The 24,078-nt window shown below is 39.7% G+C and carries 18 protein-coding genes and 1 pseudogene; 10 read left to right on the forward strand and 9 right to left on the reverse strand.

What is annotated here, in order from left to right; genetic code table 11:
- The first annotated feature begins 360 nt into the window (after positions 1–360).
- From H6H03_RS07190 to H6H03_RS07200, 3 genes are all read left to right on the forward strand, one after another.
- A complete protein-coding gene (locus tag H6H03_RS07190; protein ID WP_190954457.1) occupies positions 361–591 on the forward strand; it encodes an RRXRR domain-containing protein in 231 nt (76 codons plus the stop codon).
- Positions 592–865: 274 nt separating this feature from the next.
- Positions 866–1,540 carry a cysteine dioxygenase family protein gene (locus H6H03_RS07195; protein ID WP_190954458.1) on the forward strand — a complete coding sequence of 225 codons (675 nt, stop codon included), beginning with the start codon at positions 866–868 and terminating at the stop codon, positions 1,538–1,540.
- Positions 1,524–2,285, forward strand: coding sequence for a class II aldolase/adducin family protein (locus H6H03_RS07200; protein ID WP_190954459.1), 762 nt, complete (start codon positions 1,524–1,526; stop codon positions 2,283–2,285). Before H6H03_RS07195 ends, H6H03_RS07200 begins: the two co-directional genes overlap by 17 nt.
- 101 nt (positions 2,286–2,386) lie before the next feature.
- Here the strand turns inward: H6H03_RS07200 and H6H03_RS07205 are convergent, their stop codons facing one another.
- From H6H03_RS07205 to H6H03_RS07215, 3 genes are all read right to left on the reverse strand, one after another.
- The gene (locus H6H03_RS07205) at positions 2,387–3,892 is read right to left on the reverse strand and encodes an HlyD family secretion protein (protein WP_190954460.1); all 1,506 of its coding nucleotides are present in this window, start codon (positions 3,890–3,892) and stop codon (positions 2,387–2,389) included.
- 2 nt (positions 3,893–3,894) lie between these two features.
- A complete protein-coding gene (locus tag H6H03_RS07210) occupies positions 3,895–6,063 on the reverse strand; it encodes a peptidase domain-containing ABC transporter (RefSeq protein ID WP_190954461.1) in 2,169 nt (722 codons plus the stop codon).
- A 373-nt stretch (positions 6,064–6,436) separates the two neighbouring features.
- On the reverse strand, positions 6,437–6,805 hold the full coding sequence (locus H6H03_RS07215) for a hypothetical protein (protein WP_190954462.1): 369 nt from the start codon (positions 6,803–6,805) through the stop codon (positions 6,437–6,439).
- A gap of 740 nt (positions 6,806–7,545) precedes the next feature.
- Between H6H03_RS07215 and H6H03_RS07220 the strand changes: the two genes are divergently transcribed.
- The 3 genes from H6H03_RS07220 to H6H03_RS07230 all read left to right on the forward strand — a co-directional run bounded on the left by H6H03_RS07220 (position 7,546) and on the right by H6H03_RS07230 (position 10,515).
- The gene (locus H6H03_RS07220) at positions 7,546–8,655 is read left to right on the forward strand and encodes a sulfonate ABC transporter substrate-binding protein (protein WP_190954463.1); all 1,110 of its coding nucleotides are present in this window, start codon (positions 7,546–7,548) and stop codon (positions 8,653–8,655) included.
- A gap of 231 nt (positions 8,656–8,886) precedes the next feature.
- Positions 8,887–9,708 carry an NADPH-dependent oxidoreductase gene (locus H6H03_RS07225; protein ID WP_190954464.1) on the forward strand — a complete coding sequence of 274 codons (822 nt, stop codon included), beginning with the start codon at positions 8,887–8,889 and terminating at the stop codon, positions 9,706–9,708.
- A gap of 18 nt (positions 9,709–9,726) precedes the next feature.
- Positions 9,727–10,515, forward strand: coding sequence for an SDR family oxidoreductase (locus tag H6H03_RS07230; RefSeq protein WP_190954465.1), 789 nt, complete (start codon positions 9,727–9,729; stop codon positions 10,513–10,515).
- Here the strand turns inward: H6H03_RS07230 and H6H03_RS07235 are convergent.
- Positions 10,456–10,989: a GNAT family N-acetyltransferase gene (locus tag H6H03_RS07235; RefSeq protein WP_199338852.1), complete on the reverse strand. Its 534-nt coding sequence runs from the start codon at positions 10,987–10,989 to the stop codon at positions 10,456–10,458. The genes H6H03_RS07230 and H6H03_RS07235 overlap by 60 nt on opposite strands.
- A gap of 384 nt (positions 10,990–11,373) precedes the next feature.
- On the opposite strand from H6H03_RS07235, the gene H6H03_RS07240 reads away from it, so the two are divergent.
- Entirely contained in the window at positions 11,374–12,420 is a 1,047-nt protein-coding gene (locus tag H6H03_RS07240) for a 3-deoxy-7-phosphoheptulonate synthase (RefSeq protein WP_190954467.1), read from the forward strand.
- Between the two features lie 152 nt (positions 12,421–12,572).
- Here the strand turns inward: H6H03_RS07240 and H6H03_RS07245 are convergent.
- Positions 12,573–15,173 (reverse strand): annotated as a pseudogene (locus H6H03_RS07245) (beta strand repeat-containing protein); the annotation flags it as partial.
- 922 nt (positions 15,174–16,095) lie between these two features.
- Positions 16,096–17,901 (reverse strand): calcium-binding protein, encoded by a 1,806-nt coding sequence (locus H6H03_RS07250; protein ID WP_190954469.1) that lies wholly within the window; start codon positions 17,899–17,901, stop codon positions 16,096–16,098.
- A gap of 921 nt (positions 17,902–18,822) precedes the next feature.
- On the opposite strand from H6H03_RS07250, the gene H6H03_RS07255 reads away from it, so the two are divergent.
- Both H6H03_RS07255 and H6H03_RS07260 read left to right on the forward strand, forming a co-directional pair.
- Entirely contained in the window at positions 18,823–19,074 is a 252-nt protein-coding gene (locus H6H03_RS07255; protein ID WP_190954470.1) for an RNA recognition motif domain-containing protein, read from the forward strand.
- A 628-nt stretch (positions 19,075–19,702) separates the two neighbouring features.
- A complete protein-coding gene (locus H6H03_RS07260) occupies positions 19,703–20,008 on the forward strand; it encodes an RNA recognition motif domain-containing protein (RefSeq protein WP_190954471.1) in 306 nt (101 codons plus the stop codon).
- Positions 20,009–20,251: 243 nt separating this feature from the next.
- On the opposite strand, the gene H6H03_RS07265 is transcribed toward H6H03_RS07260, so the two are convergent.
- The 3 genes from H6H03_RS07265 to H6H03_RS07275 all read right to left on the reverse strand — a co-directional run bounded on the left by H6H03_RS07265 (position 20,252) and on the right by H6H03_RS07275 (position 21,480).
- A complete protein-coding gene (locus H6H03_RS07265; protein WP_190954472.1) occupies positions 20,252–20,665 on the reverse strand; it encodes a hypothetical protein in 414 nt (137 codons plus the stop codon).
- A 202-nt stretch (positions 20,666–20,867) separates the two neighbouring features.
- The gene (rpsU, locus tag H6H03_RS07270) at positions 20,868–21,056 is read right to left on the reverse strand and encodes a 30S ribosomal protein S21 (RefSeq protein WP_190954473.1); all 189 of its coding nucleotides are present in this window, start codon (positions 21,054–21,056) and stop codon (positions 20,868–20,870) included.
- A gap of 124 nt (positions 21,057–21,180) precedes the next feature.
- A complete protein-coding gene (locus tag H6H03_RS07275; RefSeq protein WP_190954474.1) occupies positions 21,181–21,480 on the reverse strand; it encodes an RNA recognition motif domain-containing protein in 300 nt (99 codons plus the stop codon).
- Positions 21,481–23,009: 1,529 nt separating this feature from the next.
- On the opposite strand from H6H03_RS07275, the gene nifH reads away from it, so the two are divergent.
- Positions 23,010–23,903 (forward strand): nitrogenase iron protein, encoded by an 894-nt coding sequence (gene nifH / locus H6H03_RS07280; protein ID WP_190954475.1) that lies wholly within the window; start codon positions 23,010–23,012, stop codon positions 23,901–23,903.
- Positions 23,904–24,078: the final 175 nt, after the last annotated feature.

Raw genomic sequence — 24,078 nt, forward strand, 5'->3', positions numbered from 1 at the left:
TTTAGTAATTATACACTTAAACGACCGAATTACCGTACTTTAAAAGTAATACTACAGCTGAATGGGCAATAGAGACGAGAGTGCTAGGGTTGGATTCTACACTCTCATTATTATCCTGTGTTGAATCAAAGGAGTAATACAAAGCTTGTTATTGTGATTACCACAATGATCTCAATCAAGTTTCATTTGCCTTTATTTGCTTAAGTAAGTCGTTGTTAAAAATTGTCATTATAACAAGGCAGGAGGCAGCGGGCAGAGAGCAGAAGGGAAGAGGTTTTTAAGCATCTTTACTTTTCGTTACATACTTTGATTTATTTGCACCGTTTTACTTACTAACTTTATCTGTCAGGAATTTAATACATGAGCAAAGTTCTAATTCTCGATTCCAACCAACAACCTTTATACCCGGTACGTATCAGCCGCGCTAGGTTACTATTGTCGCAAGGGAAGGCTACTGTATTCCAGCGATATCCCTTTACTATTATTCTCAAGGAGTCGTTTTCTCATTTAAAACTTGAGCAACTGGGGTTCAAAATTCACCCCAATGTCAAAACTAAAAGGGAAATAAAAGCTAGTGGTCTGCCAACCTAAAAATGCGCTTGTGAGGGCTGGGGAAAGGGGAAGGGGTAAAGGGGAAGGGATTTAAAACCTTTCCCCTTTCCCCTTTACCCTTTACCCCGCCAAGTGAACTTGGCGAACTACTAGGGAGTAGGGAATCAACCTTTTTAACTTGTATGGAGTTTTACGCCAAAGATAAAAAACTTAGCGAGTAGGTTGGCACAATAAAACGAAAGTATTTAAATAAAGATTAACTAAGTTACGAGGAATATTTAAGCCGACTTACTTAGATTAATGAGGAATATAGATGACGAATGATACTATTTTAGAACCATTGCCTGAAGACCAATGGTTTATTGACAGCCAAGAGTTGCGATCGCTTGTAGCAAGAGTACGTGAAATTACTGCTAATACTAAGATAAATCGCATACAACAGCTAGCTAAATTAGAACCTTATTTTCAAGAGCTACTTGCCCAAGAGCAATGGTTACCCGAAAAGTTTGCCAAAGTCAACCCCGAAAGCAAAATGGGTGGTGGTATTGGCCAATGGCTACTTTATCGGGCTAAAGACCGTTCTTTGTCAGTCTTTAGCTTGGTGATTCCCCCAGGTTCCACCACTCCCGTCCACGACCATTTAGCTTGGGGATTGATTGGTTTATACAAAGGCAATCAAGAAGAAACAGTCTATCGGCGTGTAGATAGCGGCAATGCCGAAGGACACGCACAATTACAAATAACTGAAGTGCGTAGGCTTCAAAGGGGGGATATTTACCGCCTCCTACCTCCAGATGGCGATATTCACGCTGTCAAAACCACATCCGAGAGCGAATCTGTATCTATTCATCTTCTCGGTAATGACACTGGTTGCATCTGGCGTCACCAATTCATTCCAGAATCTCACAGCGTCAAATCTTTTCGCTCCGGATATTCTAATGCTCCCTGCAAAGAGGAGGAGGAAAAAGCACATGCCCAAGTTTTATAGACCGCAACCCCCTGTATTCGAGCGAGTTGAAGATGAACGTCTGCACCGCAAACAACGTCTAGCCGCTGCCTTTCGCCTGTTTGGTCGCTTTGGCTTCAGCGAAGGCATTGCAGGGCATATTACAGCCCGCGATCCGGAGTTTACAGACCATTTCTGGGTGAATCCCTTGGGAGTATACTTCGGTCATATCCGAGTTTCTGACCTGATTTTGGTTAATAAAGACGGTGAGGTGGTCAAAGGTGATGCTCAAGTCAATCAAGCTGCTTTCGCCATCCATTCTCAAATCCATGAAGCTCGACCTGACATAGTTGCAGCTGCACACGCCCATTCAATTTATGGCAAAGCCTGGTCGAGTTTGGGTCGTCTGCTTGACCCCTTGACTCAAGATTCTTGCGCTTTTTACGAAGATCATGCACTATTTGAAGATTATACAGGTGTCGTATTAGATACATCTGAAGGAAAGCGACTTGCGGAGGCTTTGGGCGAAACTAAAGCCATAATTCTACGTAACCACGGCATTTTAACTGTGGGACATACGGTAGATGAAGCTGCTTTTTGGTACATTAGCTTAGAGCGATCGTGCCAAGCACAACTGTTGGCACAAGCCGCAGGTAGACCTAATATTATCAAACACGAAACAGCCCGTTTAACACACAGTCAAGTGGGAGCGCCTAAAAGTGGATGGTTTAGCTTCCAGCCACTTTACGAAAGGATTGTCCGCGAAGAACCTGATTTGCTGGATTAGTTATTGGGCATTGGGGATTGGGCATTGGGCATTGGGCATTGCTTATCTCCGTTGTCTCCTGTGTCCGTCTGCCCTCCGTCTGGTGTCAAATCATGATAAGATTACGCATCTGCAATTAATCTTGCTTTTCTCAAGAAAAATTGCAGCAGCGTTTCTTCACGGGAAATAATATCTACTCTACCTTCCATTCCCAATTGAATGTCACACAGATTTTTGCCTTTACCTAAAACCAGACTTTCCGGCTCAATAGTTACCTGATAAAAAGCACCTGGGACAGCCGCTTTCGGAGTGGTATTGAGATAAGGAGGAGATCCATTTGTGCTATTTGTTGGGGGAGTCATGGCATCTGGAGAAATCGCCTCGACCTTACCATTGAGAGTACCATAATCCGGGTAGGGACAAGCACTAACCCGCATTTGAACTTGCTGACCAATTTTGAGCTTACTTTTATCTTCAGATGCCACTGCTGCTTTGACAATCTGCTTGGCATGACTGGGGACAATCTGCAAGACTTCTTCGCCAGGACGCACAGTTTGACCTGGGTTACGCAAGTTTATCTGAGAAATAATACCATCACTAGTAGCAGTAATAGTGGTGTGATTAAGTTCAGTTTCCACTTGCTTTAGTTCGCTACGATCGCGCTCTAACTGTTTTTCTACTTCAATCCGTTGCTTGATAATTCCTTGCAGTTCTTTGTCTAAAGCTGCTTTGTTACTTTCGCCTGCGGCTTTTTCTTGGGCTATTCGCTCAGTAGCAATTTCTACTTCTGCATGACTGGGATTTAAGGCGGCTTTTGCACGTTGCTTTTTAGCGATCGCTGCATATACACTTTGTTTTAATCGCTCAATTGTTTGCTTTTGCGCCTCCACAACTGCTTTTTGTGCGGCTACTGCTTGTTGTTGCTGTTTTGTAGCTAACCGCGCTTCCTCTAATTTATCCCTAGACAATGCTCCTACTTGGGCTACACCCTCATATCGGTTTTGCTTTGACTTCGCTGCATTCCAAGCAGTCTTAGTAGAATGGAGATTTGCTTGTGCTGTTTTTAACTGTGATTTGCCAACCTGCAATTCTTGTTGAGCAATTTGCACATAAGCTTGAGCTTCTTGGAATTCAGCCACAGTAGTAATTTTTTTATCCCGATCTTGGCGCAGGCGATCGCTTAATTCAGCCTCGTTAGCAGTGATAATCCGGTTAACTTTAGCAGTTTCGGCGCGAATTTGACTGTTAAGAGTGTGAATTTGAGCCTTGATTTGGACTAGCTGCAACTTAGCTTGCTGAATATTAGTTTGCAGTTGGTTTTTTTTAGTTTGTAAGCGGGAGTCGTCAATGATGGCGATCGCATCTCCGGTTTTAACAACTTGATTTTCTTTGACATGAATCTGCATAACTTGACCTTCTGTTGCCGCCTGCACAATTCGCAATTCCCCAGATGGACGGACAACTGCCTGCCCTTTGACTGTCACCTTATATTTAGTGATTGCGGCGACGGGAATCGCTAGTCCCAAAACGCAGAGAACAAAAAGTCCACCAAAGGTCATCCAACGACTAATCGGTGGCAGAAATTCATCTGTTTGAATTGGCTGTAAAAAATCTGTGTTGTTAACCATAGTTAAACCGAATTCATCCTCAAAATCACATCATCTAAAAAGTCTAAATGTTCACCATCAACTTGTCGTAAATATTCTGCCGTTCCTTCAATTTTTAACCGACCTTTTTCTAGAAACATAATCCAATCTGCACGCTGGATAACTCTCGGACGGTGACTAATTAAAATAGTAGTTTTACCGTGGCGATGGTCTAAAACTTTATCTAGTATTTGTGCTTCGCTCACTGGGTCGAGGGCGCTGGTAGATTCATCTAAAATCAGGATGGGTGGGTCAGTAACTATGGCTCTAGCTATAGCTAATCGTTGCTTTTGTCCTCCAGAAAGATTGGCTCCAAATTCTCCTAAGACAGTTTGATATTTATCAGGTAGTTCGCTGATAAATTCGTCAGCACCAGTAATTTGACAGGCTCTAACAATGTCTGCAAAACTAATGTGAGGATAACTAAATTGGAAATTATCCAGAATAGACCGACTCCAAAAATGAGCTTCTTGTGGTATTAAAACCACCTGTTGCCGCAAACATTCTAAAGATATATCTTGCTGATTATAGAAACTATAGCGAATATTTCCTGATTGAACTGTATATAAACCAGTAATCAACTTTGCTAGGGTACTTTTACCACAGCCAGATTTACCAATTAGAGCAATTGCTTGACCGCCAGGAATAGTTACGGAAAAATCTTGCAATAAATCAACTCTCCCTGTGTGGTGAAAATTAATTTTATTGCAAATAATATTTGTATTTCCGGGAATTTCTACCCACTGCTTTTTCACATCATTTTCATCTTCTGGAGTAGCATCAATAACTTCTGTCAGACGTTGAATAACTATTTGGGAAGTGATAAATTCATCGATTAAGCCGATAGCAGAACTTAAAAAGCCTAAAAGATTGCCACTCATGCCGTTATAGGCAATCAATTGTCCGATTGTTAAGGTGCGATTAATTACTAAATAGCTACCAATCCAGAGAATTCCAATATTAATAAATGTCGAAAGAATAGTGGTAACTGTACTGCTGTAAAGTCCTAGCTGCATGGTACTCCAGCCCAAGTTAGCCAGACGACCAAAATTTCCTTGATATTCCTCCCAGGCTTGGGGTGTAGCTTGGGTAGTTTTTAAGACTTGTACTCCCCGAAATGTTTCTACTAAAAAACCTTGGTTTTCTGTACCAGAAACAATCATGTTGCGGGTTTTTTGACGCAGTGCTGGTAAGAAAAGTAAGTTAACAGCCGTAACGATGAGAAATGCAACTATAGAAAGCAGAGTTAACTCCCAAGTGTAAAAAAGCATAAAACCCAAGGAAACTACAGCAATAAAAAATTGACTGGGTAATCCGAGGACAATCTGGGAAACTAAGTTATTGATAGCGTGAACATCAGAAATGCGGCTGACAACCTCCCCACTGCGTCGTCCTTCAAAATAAGATAGGGGTAAATGTAAGAGTTTGCGCCCATATTCTAGAATTAGTCCTAATTGCAATCTTTGACTGAAATAACCGATAAGGTGCGATTGTACTAAACCAATGGCGCTTCTAATTAAATTCAAGGTGACAACGCCAATAGCAACAGTGGTTAATAGTTGGGTATCTCCCCGCACTAAGACATCATCGGTGAGTAGTTGCATCATGAAGGGAGATGCGAGGGAAAGTAGACCGATAGCAATGTTGAGGGCGATCGCTTGGGCTAAAATAAATCGATAGGGATAAACCCGTTGCAGGTAACGTCCAAAACCGCCAATTTTATCTGATTCTTGTTGATAGAAGCGGCTTTCATCGGGAAGGAGTAGCAGCATCACCCCATTACTCCAACCTTTAATTAACTCCTCGTGAGTCAGGTAACGGATACCAACACCGGGGTCAGCAATGACATATTTTTTCCCTTTTTGACCGTATAATACTACCCAGTGATAGCCTTTCCAGTGAATAATCGCAGGTAAAGGAGCTTGATCTAATTGGTTGATGAGTTGAGGAGTCGCTTTAACTTGTCGGCTATGGAATCCCAGGGCTTCTGCACCCCGCCTTAATCCCAACAGAGTAGTTCCTCTCGCCCCAGTACCAACAGCTTCCCGCACGCGGTTAAGGGTAAATGTACGTCCGTAGTGTTGGGAAATCGTAGCTAAAGTGGCTGCACCACAATCTTCTTCACTGTGTTGAAGGACAATTTTGTATTTCATTTACAGACGCTATTTGTGGGGCGAAAATATAGTCAAGTCATTTGACTTGACTAGACATCTCCGAAAATTAAATATGCATTACCTGAAAACCTTTGTAGGGATAATTCATATAGCCGAAGGTTACTCTACGAGTTCTCCGCAGGAGTACCCGCAGGGTATGTCCCTACGCCTTTTCTGGAGATGTCTGCTGTATTGAATTAGGATTTACGGAGAAAAATTAGGTTCCCATAGGGCAATGCAGCATCACTCAACAAAGCATTTTCAATGTTGGGTTTGTCCGTCCAACGCCACTCCCTACAAGCCAAAAAACTTATCCACGGCAGTAACTCATCAACCTACATTTAGATTTTTCTACATAAGGTGAAAAGCCAGATTAGGCTACGTAATAGAGATCGATATCATAGGGATTGCCAGGAGTGTAGTTGTTGTCTTGAAATTCATATATTCTCCCTTCATCCAAATTGTATGCTTTAGAGAGGTTGTAATCATTTCGACCATCAATGTCGAATTCAATTATTCCTCCGTTGTAGGCAGTATATATCCATTCTTCGCCAGGTTGAATTAGGAATGCTGTACCATCTAAAATGTGTGTAATGTTGTAGTTTGTTTTGTTCCTAATAGAAAACACTTCGTAGCCACCAGAAATTATTTCCGCAGATTGTTCGTCAAGTTCTTCAACCAAAGCAAAATTTTGTAAGATGCTTTGGTTATTTAACAGGGATTTTTCGACTGTCATAGCCATGTGATTTTATCCTAAAAGTTTGTGTTTAGGAAATACGCTCAATATTTATAAACGCCGATAGGTTAAGCGTTGCTGATAGATAATATGTAAATCTCACCTATACGACGTTTACCCTTAATGTCATAGAAGACTAGCAGTTCCCATACAGTAGTCTTTCTTGCAGAGTAGACATAAGAGCAAAAAATAAAAGTTATCTCTATTCAAAATAATAGAAGTTAACTTTTTCGTGTCAGGATTTATTTCGAGAGGAGGATGATTAATTCGCTTATTCTTACTATATGAGGAAAATAAAATTTGTAAATACGAATTATGCAAATTTTATTTTTTCTTTTGCTTTTCATAGAACGTTAAGCTAAAGCCGTAACACACCTACTTACGGGAATTTCAAGTAATAAAATATCCCAATATTCCTTGTAGGATGAGCCGAAAAGCCCGTCCTGTGAACTGGCCACTCATATTGCCCACCCTACAAGATTGAATAATTTATTTATTGGAATTGTCTAAGATTTTTTTTATAAATGGTCTCTAACTGGAGGATTCAAGTAACGCTTGGTGTTGAAACAAGCGTATATCAAGGGTTTTGCTTTATTTGTATTACAAAAATTTACAAAGTGTCCCATTTGGCAGCTATCTCAGATGAACCCCCCATAGATATCTGACTCAATCCTCTATGCCCAAAGAATATACTACGGCAACCCTATAGATATATAGTATTAATATATTCCAAAAGGATGATTTTAATGGTTAACCAAATCTTTCGCCGCTTAATCGCCAAGTGGATGTCCTTAATCAAAATCAGGAATTCATTTAGCAACCAAAATAAATTATTCTCTTCTTTACCAATAGCTGGGGCTTTTGTTACCGGTCTTTGTTTTAGCTTGCTATTTGCTGCTTGCTCATCAACATCGACTGTTAATTCTCCTAATCCCAGTGCTACATCTGTGGCGAATTCTGCTTCTAGCAAAGCAACATTAGTGCGATTTGGTTATCAAAAATCGAATATTTTGTTGAAAAATAAGGGTGTTTTAGAAAAGCGGTTGTCACCAGATGGTATATCTGTGGAATGGGTTGAATTTCCTGCGGGGCCGCAATTGCTAGAAGCCATGAATGTCGGTAGTATTGACTTTGGACATGTGGGAGAATCACCACCGATATTTGCCCAAGCAGCAGGAGCATCATTAACTTATGTGGCTGGTATTGCTGCTAGTCCTGCTGGTTCAGCAATTCTTGTTCCCCAAAATTCTCCAATTCAAAAAGTGAGTGACCTGAAAGGCAAAAAAATTGCTTTTCAAAAAGGATCTAGCGCCCATTTATTGTTAGTCCAAGCTTTAGAAAAAGCTGGAGTCAAATATAGTGAAATTGAACCTAAATATTTACCACCAGCTGATGCCCGCGCTGCATTTGTTAAGGGTAGCGTAGATGCTTGGGTAATTTGGGACCCGTTCTATGCAGCGGCTCAAGAAGCAACTAAAGCGAGAGTTTTGATTGATGGTACAGGAATTAACAAACAGGGGGGATATTATTTAACAACCCGCAAATTTGTAACTGAAAATCCTCAAATTGTCAAGGCAGTATTGGAGGAGATTAAACAGCTAGAAGAATGGGCTAAACAGCATCGAGAAGAAGTAGCGCAAACTCTCTCATCTGTGTTAGGAATTGACATAGAAACCATGAGAAAAGCTACTAATAGACGAACGTTTGGCATTGTACCAATTAATGATGAACTGATAAATTTGCAACAACAAGTAGCTGATACATATTATCAGTTAAAGTTGATTCCCAAAAAAGTTAACGTCAGAGATGGAGTGTTAACAAAGGAACAATACGCTGCGTTTTCACCAAAAATCTAATCTAGAATTCAGGAGTCACAATTCAGAATTCAGAATCTCGCAAAAATCTCATCTAGAATTCAGGAGTCACAATTCAGAATCTCGCAAAAATCCAACTCTTATTTATAGCAGTTAGTAGCTAGGTTGGACATAAACTGATGGTTAAACGCCGACATTAAGAGAGTTTCAAGCCTATTGCCTATTGCCTTTTTGCCTATTGCCTTTTAAACTTTTAAATCGGAGAATTTACGTATGACCAACCCTACAGAACTATTGCGATCGCGCTACGGTGAAATTCCCTTCAATCCTGAAATTGAATGGAATGATTCTCTGACATCACTACTATCTCACCGTTCGGTTCGTGCTTATCTTTCAGATCCTTTACCACCTGGAACTCTAGAGTTGTTAGTTGCAGCCGCCCAATCTGCATCTACTTCTTCAAATTTGCAAACTTGGAGTGTGGTTGCAGTGGAAAGCCAAGAACGCAAAGATGAGTTATCAAAGCTGGCTGGAAATCAAGCACACATCCGCCAAGCACCTTTATTCTTGGTGTGGTTAGCAGATTTAGCGCGTCTGGCTTACGTTGCTGACAGTCGTGGGATCTCCCATGATGGTTTAGATTATTTGGAAATGTTTGTCATGGCAACGGTTGATGCCACATTGGCAGCCCAAAATGCCACAATAGCAGCTGAGTCCCTGGGTTTGGGAACCGTATATATCGGTGGAATCCGCAACCGTCCAGAAGAAGTAGCAGCAATCTTGAATTTGCCTTCTTCTGTGTATGCTGTGTTTGGGTTGTGTGTAGGCTATCCAAATCCAGAAGTGAATGCTGCAATTAAGCCACGCTTGCCACAATCGGCTGTGCTGCACCGCGAAACCTATAAATTAGCAGAACAAGATGAAGCGATCGCTCATTACAATAACATCATCAAAGAGTTCTATACTGAACAACAGATGAATGTTGCTGGTGATTGGTCAGAACACTCAGCCCAACGGATTGCAACTGTCGAGTCATTGAGAGGACGCGATCGCTTGCGGCAAGTTCTGAATAACCTGGGCTTCAAATTACTGTAAACAAAAAACATCAAAATTATGGATTTGCAACTCCGTGGCAAAGTCGCCTTAGTAACAGCTGCTAGTAAAGGTTTGGGCAAAGCTACAGCAAGGCAATTTGCCCGTGAGGGTGCAAAAGTCGTCATCTGCGCCCGCAGTGAGTTAGTTGACAAAGCTGCTGCTGAAATTACCAGCGAAACAGGTGCAGAAATACTATCTCTGCGTGCAGATGTCACCAGTCAAGCAGATATTGAACGGGTGATTAATGCCACAGTGGAGAAATTTGGCGGGTTGGATATCCTCGTTACCAACGCCGGAGGGCCACCCGCTGGCACTTTTGATGATATTGATTTAGCAACCTGGGAAACTTCCGTTAATTTGAATTTGCTGAGTACAGTCCGTCTAGTAAAGTACGCTTTACCTCACTTGCGTCAATCTACTGCACCAGCGATTCTAACTATCACTTCAACTTCCACTAAACAACCAGTCCAAAATCTAGTATTGTCTAATTCCATCCGATTAGCTGTGATTGGTTTAACTAAAACCCTCAGCCAAGAATTAGGTAGCGATAAAATTCGGGTCAACAGCATTTTACCAGGTTGGACATATACAGAACGAGTCGAAGAATTAATCAACGCTCAAATTAGTAAAAGTGGCGAAACAAAAGAAGCAGAAATCGCCAAAATCAATGCCAAAGTTCCTTTAGGCCGCATGGGAACACCAGAAGAGTTTGCCAATGTTGCGGTATTTTTGAGTTCACCAGCAGCCTCATTTGTAAATGGAGTTATGCTGCAAGTGGATGGCGGAATGATTCAAGGAACGTTTTGATGTGTTGTCAAAGCATTGAATTATTCCTTGGCGATCGCTATCATCAATGACAATTTCTGTAAATTTCCCTGTTGTGTACTCTGCAATGACACTGCGCCAAAATTCTTGAGCGACTGTATTTGTGCTAATTTGATAAATCTCCCACTTCCCGCGAAATCTGTCGAAGACTTGAGAAGCAACCAATTTACCAATTCCTTGCTGCCTATATTTTCGTAAGATAAAAAACTCCGCCATCGAATATTGACTATCTACAATGTATGTGAATTGATTCACTAAAACAAATCCAGCAAGCTTGTTACCTACTCGCACAATGAACGGATAGCGATCGCCTTCAATCCAGTAATAATCTAGATAAGGGTATCCAAAATAACCATGTTCGTTGAGGTCTTGATCTTCAAACTCTGAAAAGTCATACTGATAAAGCTCCATCATCCGTTGGATGAGTGGTTTGTCATCGATTGCAGCAGATAACACCTCTACATACATAATCAATCGAGCAAAAACAATCTTTCTTAATCATATTCAACAATAGCGACACAAAGTCTATAAAGTTCTTTTGGCATCAAAATTATGATATGAAACACTGTATCTGCGATAATAAAAAGATTCCCTCAATTTTTCGTGTTGACTGTTGACGGTTAACTGTTAACTGTCAACAAACCTCATGACTGACTCCCAATTGAAAACTGCAATATCAGAATCAAGTCAAATATTTATAACAGTAATTGCTTTACTAAAGTCAAATTTTATTATAAGATTTCCCAGACAAAATATCAGTTTATCTTGTATTTTTGATTAAAAGTGTGTATATTAAATTGCACTCAGAAACATAATAGCACAAACTTCCCGAAAATCTCCATGCACAACCATCAATTGTTTAATGCCAATATCGAGAACGATCGCGTTCTCTTAACTCCCAATGAAATTAAATCAAGGTTGCCATTAACTCAATTAGCAGAACAAACAGTTTTAAGGTATAGAGAAGAAATAGAAGATATTTTAGATTTTCGCGATCGCCGAAAATTCATAGTAGTTGGGCCGTGTTCAATTCACGATCCCGAAGCAGCGATGGAATATTCCCAAAGATTGAAAGTATTGGCCCAGAAAGTCCAAGATAAACTGCTATTAATTATGCGAGTTTATTTTGAAAAACCAAGAACAACCGTAGGCTGGAAAGGATTAATTAACGACCCAGAAATGGATGATTCTTTTCATGTAGAAAATGGTTTATTAATTGCACGCCAGCTATTATTAAAAATTACAGAATTGGGTTTACCTGCTGGTACAGAAGCCTTAGATCCAATTATACCTCAATACATTAGCGAACTGATTACATGGTCTGCCATTGGGGCACGCACAACAGAATCCCAAACTCATCGGGAAATGGCAAGCGGACTTTCCATGCCTGTGGGTTTTAAAAACGGTACCGACGGCAATATTCAAGTAGCTTTGAATGCTCTACAATCAGCTAGAAACCCTCATAATTTTTTGGGCATTAATCAAAACGGACAAGTCAGCGTCTTTCAAACCAAAGGTAATGCCTACGGTCACGTCATTTTAAGAGGTGGTAATCAGCCAAACTTTGATGCAGCAAGCGTCAGCCTGGTAGAAAAGAAATTAAAAGAGGCAGATTTACCACCAAGAATTGTCATCGATTGTAGCCACGGCAACACAAATAAAGACTACAAATTACAACCTGCCGTCTTAGAAAATATTATTGACCAAATATTGGACGGCAACACATCAATAGTAGGCATGATGCTGGAATCAAATATCTATGAAGGCAATCAACCCATTACTGGGAAAAAAGAAGAATTAAAATATGGTGTTTCTGTAACAGATAAATGTATTAACTGGGAAGAAACAGAGAAAATTATTTTGGCTGCTTACGAAAAACTGAAATGACTTGTTTTGGAGACTAAAATACCAATTGGGTATTCCAAAATTGTCTTGTTGAGGGAAACAGAGATGTGGGAGAGAAAGAAGTATTTTCCTTCTCTCTCACATCCCTTTTAGACACCTCGTAATCCAATGGTTTGTAATTTTTTATGCTCAGATTAAAAAACCACAAAATTGTTATTGGTTAATGATAAGCCACTAGAGAGTTGTGCAAGTTGCACCTGAGTAAACCCACCCGCACTACCATCTTGGTCAAAGAACAATCCACCTGTAGTCGAGTTATAAATAAATCGTTGGCTACTTGTGGTTGCAGATGTACCGATTGTAAATTGACTGGCTTGGAGTACACCTGCCGATAAACCACCAGCAAAACCAGCAGCCGATACCTGAATCACTTCATTCGTGGCGTTGAAATCAAAAATGCGATCGACACCATTATCATACAAGTAACCATTGAAAACAAAGGTATCAATACCAGTTCCTCCATAGAGACTATCTTTACCATTGCCACCTATGAGGGTATCATTGCCATCATCCCCAAAGAGTTGGTCATTGCCTCCTGAACTAATAGTATCCAAGTAATCATCACCAGCACCACCTTTGAAGGTATTATTGGTCTCTGGAAATGAATTGTTAACACTCAAGCTATCATTACCTGCACCGCCAATAATCGTATCATTGCCACCATTGCCTGTGGAAAGCGTATCGTTGCCATTGTTTCCTACAATGAAGTCATCGTTGTATGTACCTCTGATATTTAATCGTTCAATATTCTTGTAGCTAACCTGATACGTACCCGCCGTAATCGATCCAGTATTAGTAGTAGCATTGAATGTCGTTGTGATTCCGCCACTTGTACCAAAGTAGTAATTGACGGTCAACAAATCATCACCCTTACCGCCATCTATTGTATCTTTGCCACCGGTGCCAGCGTCGAGGGTATCATTTCCATTGTTTCCTACAATGTTGTCATTGTAGAATGTTCCTGTGATGTTTAATCGTTCAATATTCTTGTAGTTAACCTGATACGTACCCGCCTTAATTGATCCTTGGTTAGTAGTGGCATTGAATGTCGTTGTGATTCCTGTGGTAAGATTGCTGTAATTAACAGACAACAAATCATCACCTTTACCCCCATCTATGGTATCTTTACCACCACCGCCTGTGGAAAGGGTATCGTTGCCATTGCTTCCCACAATGTTGTCATTGTAGGCTGTACCGAAAATATTTAATCGTTCAATATTTTTGTAGCTAACTTGGTATTTGGCAGCCGTAATTGATCCTTGGTTAGTAGTAGCATTAAATGTCGTTGTGATACCTCCGCTAGCATTGCTATAATCCACGGACAGCAAATCGTTAGCCTGACCCCCATCTACTGTTTGAGTTATTAAAGAAGAGGTAGCAGTATCTGAGGTTCTTAAATACAAGGAATCATTGCCATCGCCACCAGAGAGGAAGTTATTGCCTGTTGAAATCTCAGCACGCAATGTATCGTCACCAGCGCCACCGTTGAGGGTGTTATTACCTGAGGAGGGATTATAAAAATCTCCAACACTGTAAGTGATGACAACGCCAGAGGTGGAAAGATAATCATTACCATCGTCACCTGAGAGTAAGTTATTGCCTGTTGAAATCTCAGCAATCAAGGTATCATTACCAGCGCCACCATTGAGGGTGTTATTACCTGAGGAGCTAAAACTATAGTACGCTCTATATACGTCATAGCCAGAGGTGTCGAGATAATCATTGCCATCGCCTCCATTAAGTAAGTTATTGCCTATTGGAGATATAGCACGCAATGTATCGTTACCAGCACCACCGTTGAGGGTATTATTGCCTGTGGAGCCAATAAAGTCGTATCCAAAGTTAGTAACAAGGTAAGATGTGCTAAGAAGATCGTCGCCATCGTCCCCAGAGAGTAAGTTATTACCTTTTGAAGCCCGAACACTCAAGCGATCGCTGCCAATACCACCGTTGAGAGTGTTATCACCTGTTGAAGAATCAGCACTCAAAGTATCGTCACCAATACCACCAACAAAGGAATTATTGCCAGTATTATCAACGAGGATGTCATTGCCCGAACCACCGATGAGAGTATCATTTCCCACACCACCCCTCAAAAGATCGTTGCCACTTAAGCCATCGATTTTATCATTACCCCCCTGACCATTAATCACATCATCTGAGTTGTCTAAACCCGTAATGTTGTTAGCAAGGTCATTGAGAAAAGTAACTGTGTTTTTGATCCCGATGGTTGTATCAGTAGAATTGCCATCTAGGACATTAAAACTATCAGTAACGGTAGTTTGGCCATCAAAGATAATATTGCCAATAGCTGGGATACTACCAGAAGCTTTCAAGTTCTCCAAATCTTCTAGTTTGAAGTTTTGGAGGATAAGTTTAACCTCATCTGCTCCTTCAAAATTAATTTCCAGATTGCTACCATTTTGCGTCAACAGCAAATTTCGGGCAGTCAACCCATCACCAATAAATTGAATCTTATCAACTTCGGCAATAACTCCTGGTGTTGGGTTTGTTCCTTTGCCTACACCACCAAAATCAGTAATCGTATCAGTGCCGTCACTAACGTCGATAAAGTATCTATTGTAAACAAATGTATCCTTGCCGCCGCCACCAGTCAGGGTATCGTTGCCTGCATTACCTGTAATAGTATCGTTGCCAAGTTTACCGTTAATCGTGTCCGCGCTGTCAAAGCCCAATAGGGTATCGTTACCGTTGGTTCCAATGATATTTGCCATAACTTTTTCCTACCTGAATCGATTTTTGGAGTAATTTGAAGTTCTCGGTTGTTAGTGCTGTTTTATCGCACAAAAATATGCTCTAAGTTGGCACTTTCGATATACTTGATGTCGCCCTTAAAGGGTAGAAATTTTTCGATAATTTCTATATTTTGAATAATTTGCAGGCAGCATTAAGTAAAATATTTGAAGCTATCTAAGTCTTAGGCACTGTACAAATTTATGAGTGTGTGCATCCCGTAAAAGGGTTAATTTCAACTTTTCCTCAATCATCTTTATCAGCAATCATCAAACTTAATCCAACTGCAATATTGCTCAAAAAGTATCGAAAAATAAAGTTTGAATATTTCAATAACCAACCTCATCTATGATTTTTTGTCAATGCGTAAGTCTTACTAGCCTGAAAGCATAACAACAGATATTTATGCCCTTGTTATCGGTTTTTCTCCTTGAGTATCTAGCTGAAAAATAGGAAACAAATTGCAGGGCATCAAAAAACAAACTTCCGAAACATCGAAAGAAAGCGTTCATCATTAATATACAGGATATTTACTGAGTTATTGATTGATGAGAAAATATCTTTACATATTTGAAAATTTATTTATTGATAATTATCTGGCGAGATTATTTTTTATATACTCTTAATATTCTCCTAGCTAATTCTTTACATGAAGTAAAAGACAGATGCTTCTAGGAAAGAAAGAATCACAAAACAATAAATATTTTATTGATTGTAGCAATGCTGACGGCAGACTACACCTACGGGATGAGAAGAATAATCCAAATGGATAACCATGTATTTTATTTAGACAGAGATTTTATCATTGTATTGATGAATCGAATGCGAGTTGCTATTTAAGACAGCTCGCATTCCGAGCGTTTGCTATTTTCTCTGCTTAGATTAATAGAGATCTAATCACGATTAAACAACCACAAAATTGTTGTTAGTTAATGGCAAGCCAGTAGATAGTTGTGCAAATTGTACTTGAGCGAATGCACCTGCACTGCCATCTTGGTCAAAGAACAATCCACCTGTTGTGGAGTTGTAAATAAATCTTTGAGTGCTGGTGGTTGCAGATGCACCGATTCTCAATTGGCTTGTCTTAAGTACGCCTGCTGATAAACCGCCACCAAAGCCAGCAGCCGATACTTGAATTACTTCATTAGTGGTGTTGAAATCAGAAATTTTGTCAACACCTTGATTGAAACTATTAAAAACAAAGGTATCAATACCGCTTCCTCCAATTAGGCTATCATTACCTTTGCCGCCTGTAAGGGTATCATTACCATTTCCACCTTTGAGGGTGTTTTTACCAGTGGCATTAGAAGCTATGAGGATATCATTACTATCGCCACCATCTAAGAGGTTATCGCCTGTTGAACCGCCAGCATTTAAGGTGTCATTACCTGTGCCACCGTTGAGGGTGTTTTTCCCTGAGGAGCGAGAATCGTATGTGTTGGATAAGTCGCGGGGTTCATATGGGTTATCGTAGGGAGTGTACTTGTAGTAGCCAGAAATGGAGAGAGAATCATTTCCATCGCCTCCAAAGAGCAAATTATCGCCATCTGAACCGCTAGCACTCAAGGTATCATCACCAACACCACCGTTGAGGGTGTTATTCCCTGAAGAGCGAGAGTTGTATTCCTCGTAGTTATCTCCGTCGTAGTAGCCAGAGATGGAGAGAGTATCATTACCATCGTCTCCAGACAGCAGGTTATTACCTGTTGAAGCGCTAGCACTCAAATTATCGTCACCAGCACCACCGTTGAGGGTGTTTTTTCCTAGTGAGCGAGAGTCGTAGGTATCGTTGAGATATAAAAAGGTATAGTAACCAGAAATAGAGAGAGAATCATTGCCATTGCCTCCAGAGAGCAGGTTATCGCCTGTTGAACCACTAGCACTTAAGTTATCATCACCGGCACCACCGTTGAGGGTGTTTTTACCAGACAAGCGATAGTCGTACTGCTCATCTTCGTAGTAGCCAGAAACAGAGAGAATATCATTACCATCGACACCATCAAGCAGGTTATTTCCATTACCCCCAGTAAGCGAGTCATTCCCTGCATCACCGCGCAATATATCGTTACCCTCACCACCAATGAGTGTGTCGTTGCCTGCACCACCTCGCAGTAAGTCATCGCCACTCTTACCATCAATTTTGTCATTACCCCCCTGACCATTTACCACATCATTTGAGTTATCTAAAGCCGTAATGTTGTTAGCAAGGTCATTGAGAAAGGTGACTGTGTTCTTGATGCCGATGGTTGTTTCTGTTGAGTTGGCATCCAGAACATTAAAACTGTCAACAATGCTACTTTGTCCATCAAAGATAATATTACCGATCGCTGGCGTATTTCCAGAAGCTTTCAAGTTCTCTAAGTCTTCTAGTTTGAAATTATTCAAGACGATTTTTGTACCAGCCACCCCTTCAAAGGTGATTTCCAAATTTGTGCCATTCTGCGTAAGTAACAAATTTCTTGCAGTCAATCCAGCACCCACAAATTTAATTGTATCAACTTCGGCAATTACTCCTGCTGTTGGATTTGTGCCTTTACCCACTCCACCAAAATCAGCGATAGTATCAATGCCGTCACCTAAGTTGTAAACAAATCTATCCTTGCCACCGCCACCAGTTAAAGTGTCATTGCCTTTGTTCCCTGTAATCGTATCAGCGCTGGTGATGCCTACTAGGCTATCGTTACCAATAGTTCCAATGATATTTGCCATAATTTTTTCCTACTGATTCGATTTTTGAACTAATTGAAGTTTTCGGTTGTTAGTGCTGTTTTGCCACACAAAAATCTCTCGAAAGTTAATGCTTTCGATAAATTTGAATCTCACCCTTGAGGGTTAGCAATTTTTCGGTAAGTTTCAGATTTTGAATGGTTTGCAGATAGAAGTTATCCAAATACTTTGGACTATCTAAGCCTTAAACACTGTACAAATTTATGAGGCTGTGTATTGAGTAATAATGATGGTTTCAGGCTTTTTTAATCAATCAAACCCTAGCATCTCTCAAAAAACATCAAAAAGTTAAGGCTTCAATGTCTAATACACACTTCAGATTCGGTTTTTTGTCAATGCGTAAGTATTCCTAACTTAAAAATAGTGAACTTTAGCAGGGGATAGACAAACAGGACTTGCATCCCATTGTTGTACGTCATTGCCCTTAGCTATCTAACTGAAAAATAGGAAACATCTAAATAACATTCTACTAACTAAATACAGAATATTTACGTAGATTTATATAATTTCAAAAAATATTTTGACATAATCTTCACATTATTTCACTACATATTACAATGTATATAAAAATACATAGAGCGAGATATGGTACTACCTCGCATTCATAGGATTTTTGATTTTCGTCTACTGCTTTAGTTATGTGCGATCGCTAATTTACAATTGAAGTCACTGAAAAAGGTTGAACAATCAAGCTTGAATGCCTCCTGCTTTTCTTTGGTCAAATATCAGGAAAAATATAAAGAAATACAAAGATATATAAAGAAAAAAAATTAGTAGAATTTGTAGTATAAAATGAAAGAAGGTTAATTTTGTTAAATTATTGAGAAATATTTTTGGTTAAGTGACTATAGAGATACCTCTCCAAATCTAAATCTCTACATTCTGTTAATTCGGAGATATTCTATGTCAGTTTATATTGGTAATCTATCCGATGAAATTGAAGATGAGGATATTAGACAAGTCTTTTTAATGTATGGGTCTGTTAAAAGAATACTAGTATCTACAAAGCAAAAATCAGGTGATAACAGAGGATTTGCAATTGTAGAAATGGACACAGACACCGAAGAAGTAGCAGCAATTAATGGATTAAGAGGTACTGAATGGATGGGTTATAGCCTAAAAAATACAGCTAATACCGTTTCACTGGAAAATTGATACAAATAGACGGCAGTTCTTGGCAGTTAGCAGGGGGGAGAGAATTAGAAACTAATGATTTGTATCAAGTATTTTGTGAAATAGTATAAGACCATCGTAGACGTAGTTTCAGCCTCTTAGTGTATATATTACGCTCTCAGTATTCCACTTCTTATTGTCGGTACATACGAAACCAAAAGAAGGTGAAAAAAATTCCAATAAATATGATGGTTTAGTTCGATAACTGTATCAGTGAGTAGAAATTGAAAATAAAAGCGTTGGATGTCAAAGCAGGCGATAGCATCTTTGCATATTGCAAGAACAAACGGCAAATCTGTAAGGTGAAACAAATTTTAGATCTAAGCCAGACCAATGTCACGCTCTCAGTATTCACAACTGGGCATTATCGTGGTTGCTTAGTCTCATGCGTAGTCAGGTTTCACCGGGAGGCTTTAGTCGAATTAGTAAAGTAATATTATTTTTTCCCATCGTTTATCTAAAACGTAGATTTATATGCCATAATAGAAGATGAGAATTAATTCGGTTAACAGCTTTTGTTTTTAGTATTGACAGGCTTTTTGTTTTTGGTATTTACAAAGTTTTCTCCGAAATCTAAATCTCTACACATTTACAATTTCGGAGACAATCTATGTCAGTTTATGTAGGCAATCTTTCTTACGAAGTTACCGAAGATAGTCTAAATGCCGTGTTTGCAGAATATGGTTCTGTAAAGCGGGTTCAGTTACCTACTGACCGTGAAACAGGTCGTGTACGCGGCTTTGGTTTTGTGGAAATGGGTACAGATGCAGAAGAAAATGCTGCCATTGAGGCTCTTGATGGTGCCGAGTGGATGGGACGAGACCTAAAAGTAAATAAGGCTAAGCCCAAGGAAGATAGAGGAGGCTCATTTGGTGGTGGTAATCGTGGCAATTACGGTGGACGCAACCGTTACTAAGCTTCACTAATTTAGCTATTTGACCTAACCTGTTAGTTCAATTAATTAACTTGAATGTATTAGCGGCTCAGGCATTTTTGCTTGAGCCTTTTTGTTAGATATTTTTGACTTCAAAAACAAGCACGTCTTCATCATTTTAGGGCACGGATAGTTAACTTAGTTGAAGTCGGCGATCGGGTTGCACCCTTGCTACTACAGCCACCGCTTCATTGATTTGAATTAAAAGTGCCAGATGTCGGGTTATTACTGCAAGTTTTCTGTGCTTACAGCTCCATTCCCATCTGCTGAGCCATTTATATCAACACTTTGTACTTCTTTGGTAAAGTACTTTAAAGTTGAAGCTAAAGCAAGTTGAGAAGCTACTTGATAAGCTACCTCTTTCGGCATTTGGTTTTGTTGAGTTAACAACTCAACAAAGCTTTCAAAATCACGCATCACGCAATATCTGTGTAATGCAGATTTTCTTTCTATGAGATTAAATTTTTCGTCAATCTTCCCTTTTGCTTCTTTCTCTGCCTCAGCAATCGAATTGGCGAATCCGCCATTATGGCATAATTCACCAAAAATTTTATAGTAATAAGCTTTTCTGCTTAATGATTCCTCTTCAATGCAAATTGAATGAAACTTGTATTCAATTTTGTATTTTTTAGCTTCCATAAATAGATGACATCACATGATTCAATAAAAATAATGTTGAATTTGTAGAATTTTTTGGTTCAGCACTCCAAACATAAATTTTTACCCCCACATTATCGATGTGAGGGATTTTTAACTACTATCGCGTTAAAGTTGGAATTTTTAATCTGCTTCTGGAGTAGCTATAAGAATAGAGAGGTGGTGCAAATGCTTAGACTTAGACTCATTTGCGGAAATTTCTCTTACTTTGTCTGTGCCTAGCAACTTCTTTACGCTTACGTTTTTGCTCTGGCGTTTCAAAATGACGATTCTTCTTCATATCTGGAAAAATACCTGCCTTGGAAACTTTTCGCTTAAAACGACGCAAGGCTGATTCAATCCCTTCATTATCGTCTACTATTATTTGGGCCATTGTATATCCCCATCCTTACTTAATTATTACTGGTTAGTGTAAGCCATCCAGTAAATCCGAGAAAAAAGGACAGACTCATTGTCTGCCCTGAAGACGTTAGAGTTGAAATTTCTGAGTTCAAACTTTAGTATCGGTTCCGAGAGCCAGAATTACCTCGGTTTCCACCAAACGAACCTCTGTCTTCTCTGGGTCTAGCTTTGTTCACTTTCAAGTTACGTCCCATCCACTCAGCACCATCAAGAGCCTCAATAGCAGCATTTTCTTCTGCATCTGTACTCATTTCTACAAAAGCAAAACCGCGCAAGCGACCTGTTTCACGGTCAGTGGGTAGTGAAACCTGCTTTACAGAACCATATTCTGCAAAAACAGTATTTAAGGTCTCTTGTGTAACTTCGTATGAGAGGTTACCTACATACAGTGACATAAATTGTTTCCAAAATTAAAAGTGTGTAGAGATTTAAATTTCGGAGACAAGCCTGTCAATAACAAAGAGTAAAAGCCTGTTAATACTAAAAACAACATTTGTGTCCGATTTTTATTCTCATCTTCAACCTTAACACGAGATCCAGTTACTCTACAGAATATCTTTCTAAAGTCGGAGTCGCAGATTATACACAGAAGGATAATTTTTCTATATATACCTTAATTTCCAGCGAACTATTATAGACCTCTTGCAAAAAACACTTTTGCACTCTTGTGGGAAAAGGGATACATGTTAAAGGGGAAAGGAAAATACCAAACCTTTCCCCGACTTCTGCAAGAAGTCTTATGAAACTGTACTATAGCAATCCGATTTGATTCCTATATATTGAAATAATGTTAATAAAAAATAAATAAGTTAGATATGAGCAATAACTCTAAAATCGAAAAACAATATTATGACAAATATAAAAATAATTTGATTTGGCAAAAATAAATTAATAAATCTGTGCTAATCTAAAAACAGGAATCAAAAAGCATGAATGCAAAAAGACTTCAAGACAATATTGAGGTAAACTCGATAAAGTTTTTTTGCTCTGGTAAGTCCGCTTCAATATCGTTATGCTTTTTAGTAACGATAAACAAAAGCCAGATAAGCAAGATAAACACTTTAGTAAGGGCTTGAAGTCAGTCATAGCTTGCTTAGGTAATAGCCAGTAATGTTTGGCTATACTACTTAAAATGCCAGATCCAATTACTCTTAGATTCGAGGGAGAAAGACTCTGAGTACATATTGGCAATCCGAAAGAAATTATAATGGTGACTGAACTTGGGACAGGCGATATTAACTATTTTGCATCGCTCTGACTAGGTTCTAGGAGTTGCTTATTATGGAAATAAAAACTTCCAGCATAGTAGATACAGTTCCCCAAAATTAGGGAATTTAACTAGATTGCCAAAATTCACCAATACACTGCCTAAGCCATAGTCTTAAAGGTTGTAAATGCAGAGATTTATCTTGCAATCAAGAAGTTATTTTTCTGCATTAATAGCGATATGATTCAGTAGTTTTTTAGGAATAGGTGGAAGAAATGCCAAGAAGCGATCGCTTGCTATTTTAGAATATCGAATTGGACAATTATGGCACAACTAACATAGGAAAGTTGTAGCGACCATTAAGAGTAAATTGCAATTTTGGTTGGTTGGGTTCAGAGCAAAAACTCTGTAAAGGTTGAAATTGCTACTTAAAAACTCTGAAGGCTTGAGCAACCGATGGAGTGATTTACAACAGCCTACAATACGATGCCTTGGTTGTCCCGATATCAAATCCTAGCAAAGATATGCGATCGCCAGCTCTTGAGAGCCATATTTGCAATATTCCTAAAACACAAATCAAATCCTCGTCTATGCAACCTTTTACTATTTTTGCCCAGTGTGTTTGTTGGCAGACCCTATGTGCCAACGCTACCAAGGGTTAAGTCTCAGGTAACCCTTCAGTTTGATCGACCAATTTATTCTAGGAAAACACAAACCATGTCTATCGATACTAAAATCAGACAAATAGCTTTCTACGGTAAAGGCGGTATTGGTAAGTCTACTACCTCTCAAAACACTCTAGCAGCTATGGCAGAAATGGGCCAACGCATTCTGATTGTAGGTTGCGATCCTAAAGCTGACTCCACTCGTTTGATGCTGCACAGTAAAGCTCAAACCACTGTTTTGCACTTGGCTGCTGAACGTGGCGCAGTAGAAGACCTCGAACTTGAAGAAGTCATGCTGACCGGCTTTCGTGGTGTGCGTTGCGTAGAATCTGGTGGCCCCGAACCTGGTGTAGGTTGTGCAGGTCGCGGTATTATCACTGCCATCAACTTCTTGGAAGAAAATGGAGCTTACCAAGATGTTGACTTTGTATCTTACGACGTATTAGGTGACGTTGTTTGCGGTGGTTTTGCTATGCCTATCCGTGAAAACAAAGCACAAGAAATCTACATCGTGACATCAGGTGAAATGATGGCGATGTACGCTGCAAACAACATCGCTCGTGGTATTTTGAAATATGCACACACTGGTGGTGTCCGTTTGGGTGGTTTGATTTGTAACAGCCGTAATGTTGACAGAGAAATCGAACTAATCGAAACTCTGGCAAAACGCTTGAACACCCAAATGATTCACTATGTACCTCGTGACAATATTGTTCAACACGCTGAGTTGCGTCGGATGACTGTTAACGAGTATGCACCTGACAGCAACCAGTCTAACGAATACCGCACATTGGCTACCAAAATCATCAACAACCAGAATCTTCAAATTCCTACACCAATTGAAATGGAAGAATTAGAAGAGTTGTTGATTGAATTCGGTATTCTTGAAAGCGAAGAAAATGCTGCAAAAATGATTGGTACACCTGCTGAAAGCACCACCAAGTAATTTTGATGTAGTTATAAATCGTTTCTAAGCTACTAGACCCCAGTTTTTATCAAACATAAGGGTGTAGGTGACCAAAATCCCTACACCCTTACACCCAGTCTTAACAGACAACCTTTGTGCGTAAGTCCTGTATGACTACAAACGCACAGATGAATCCAATGCGAGGTGCGATTCT

Source organism: Nostoc paludosum FACHB-159 (genome assembly GCF_014698835.1).
Lineage (GTDB): Bacteria > Cyanobacteriota > Cyanobacteriia > Cyanobacteriales > Nostocaceae > Nostoc > Nostoc paludosum.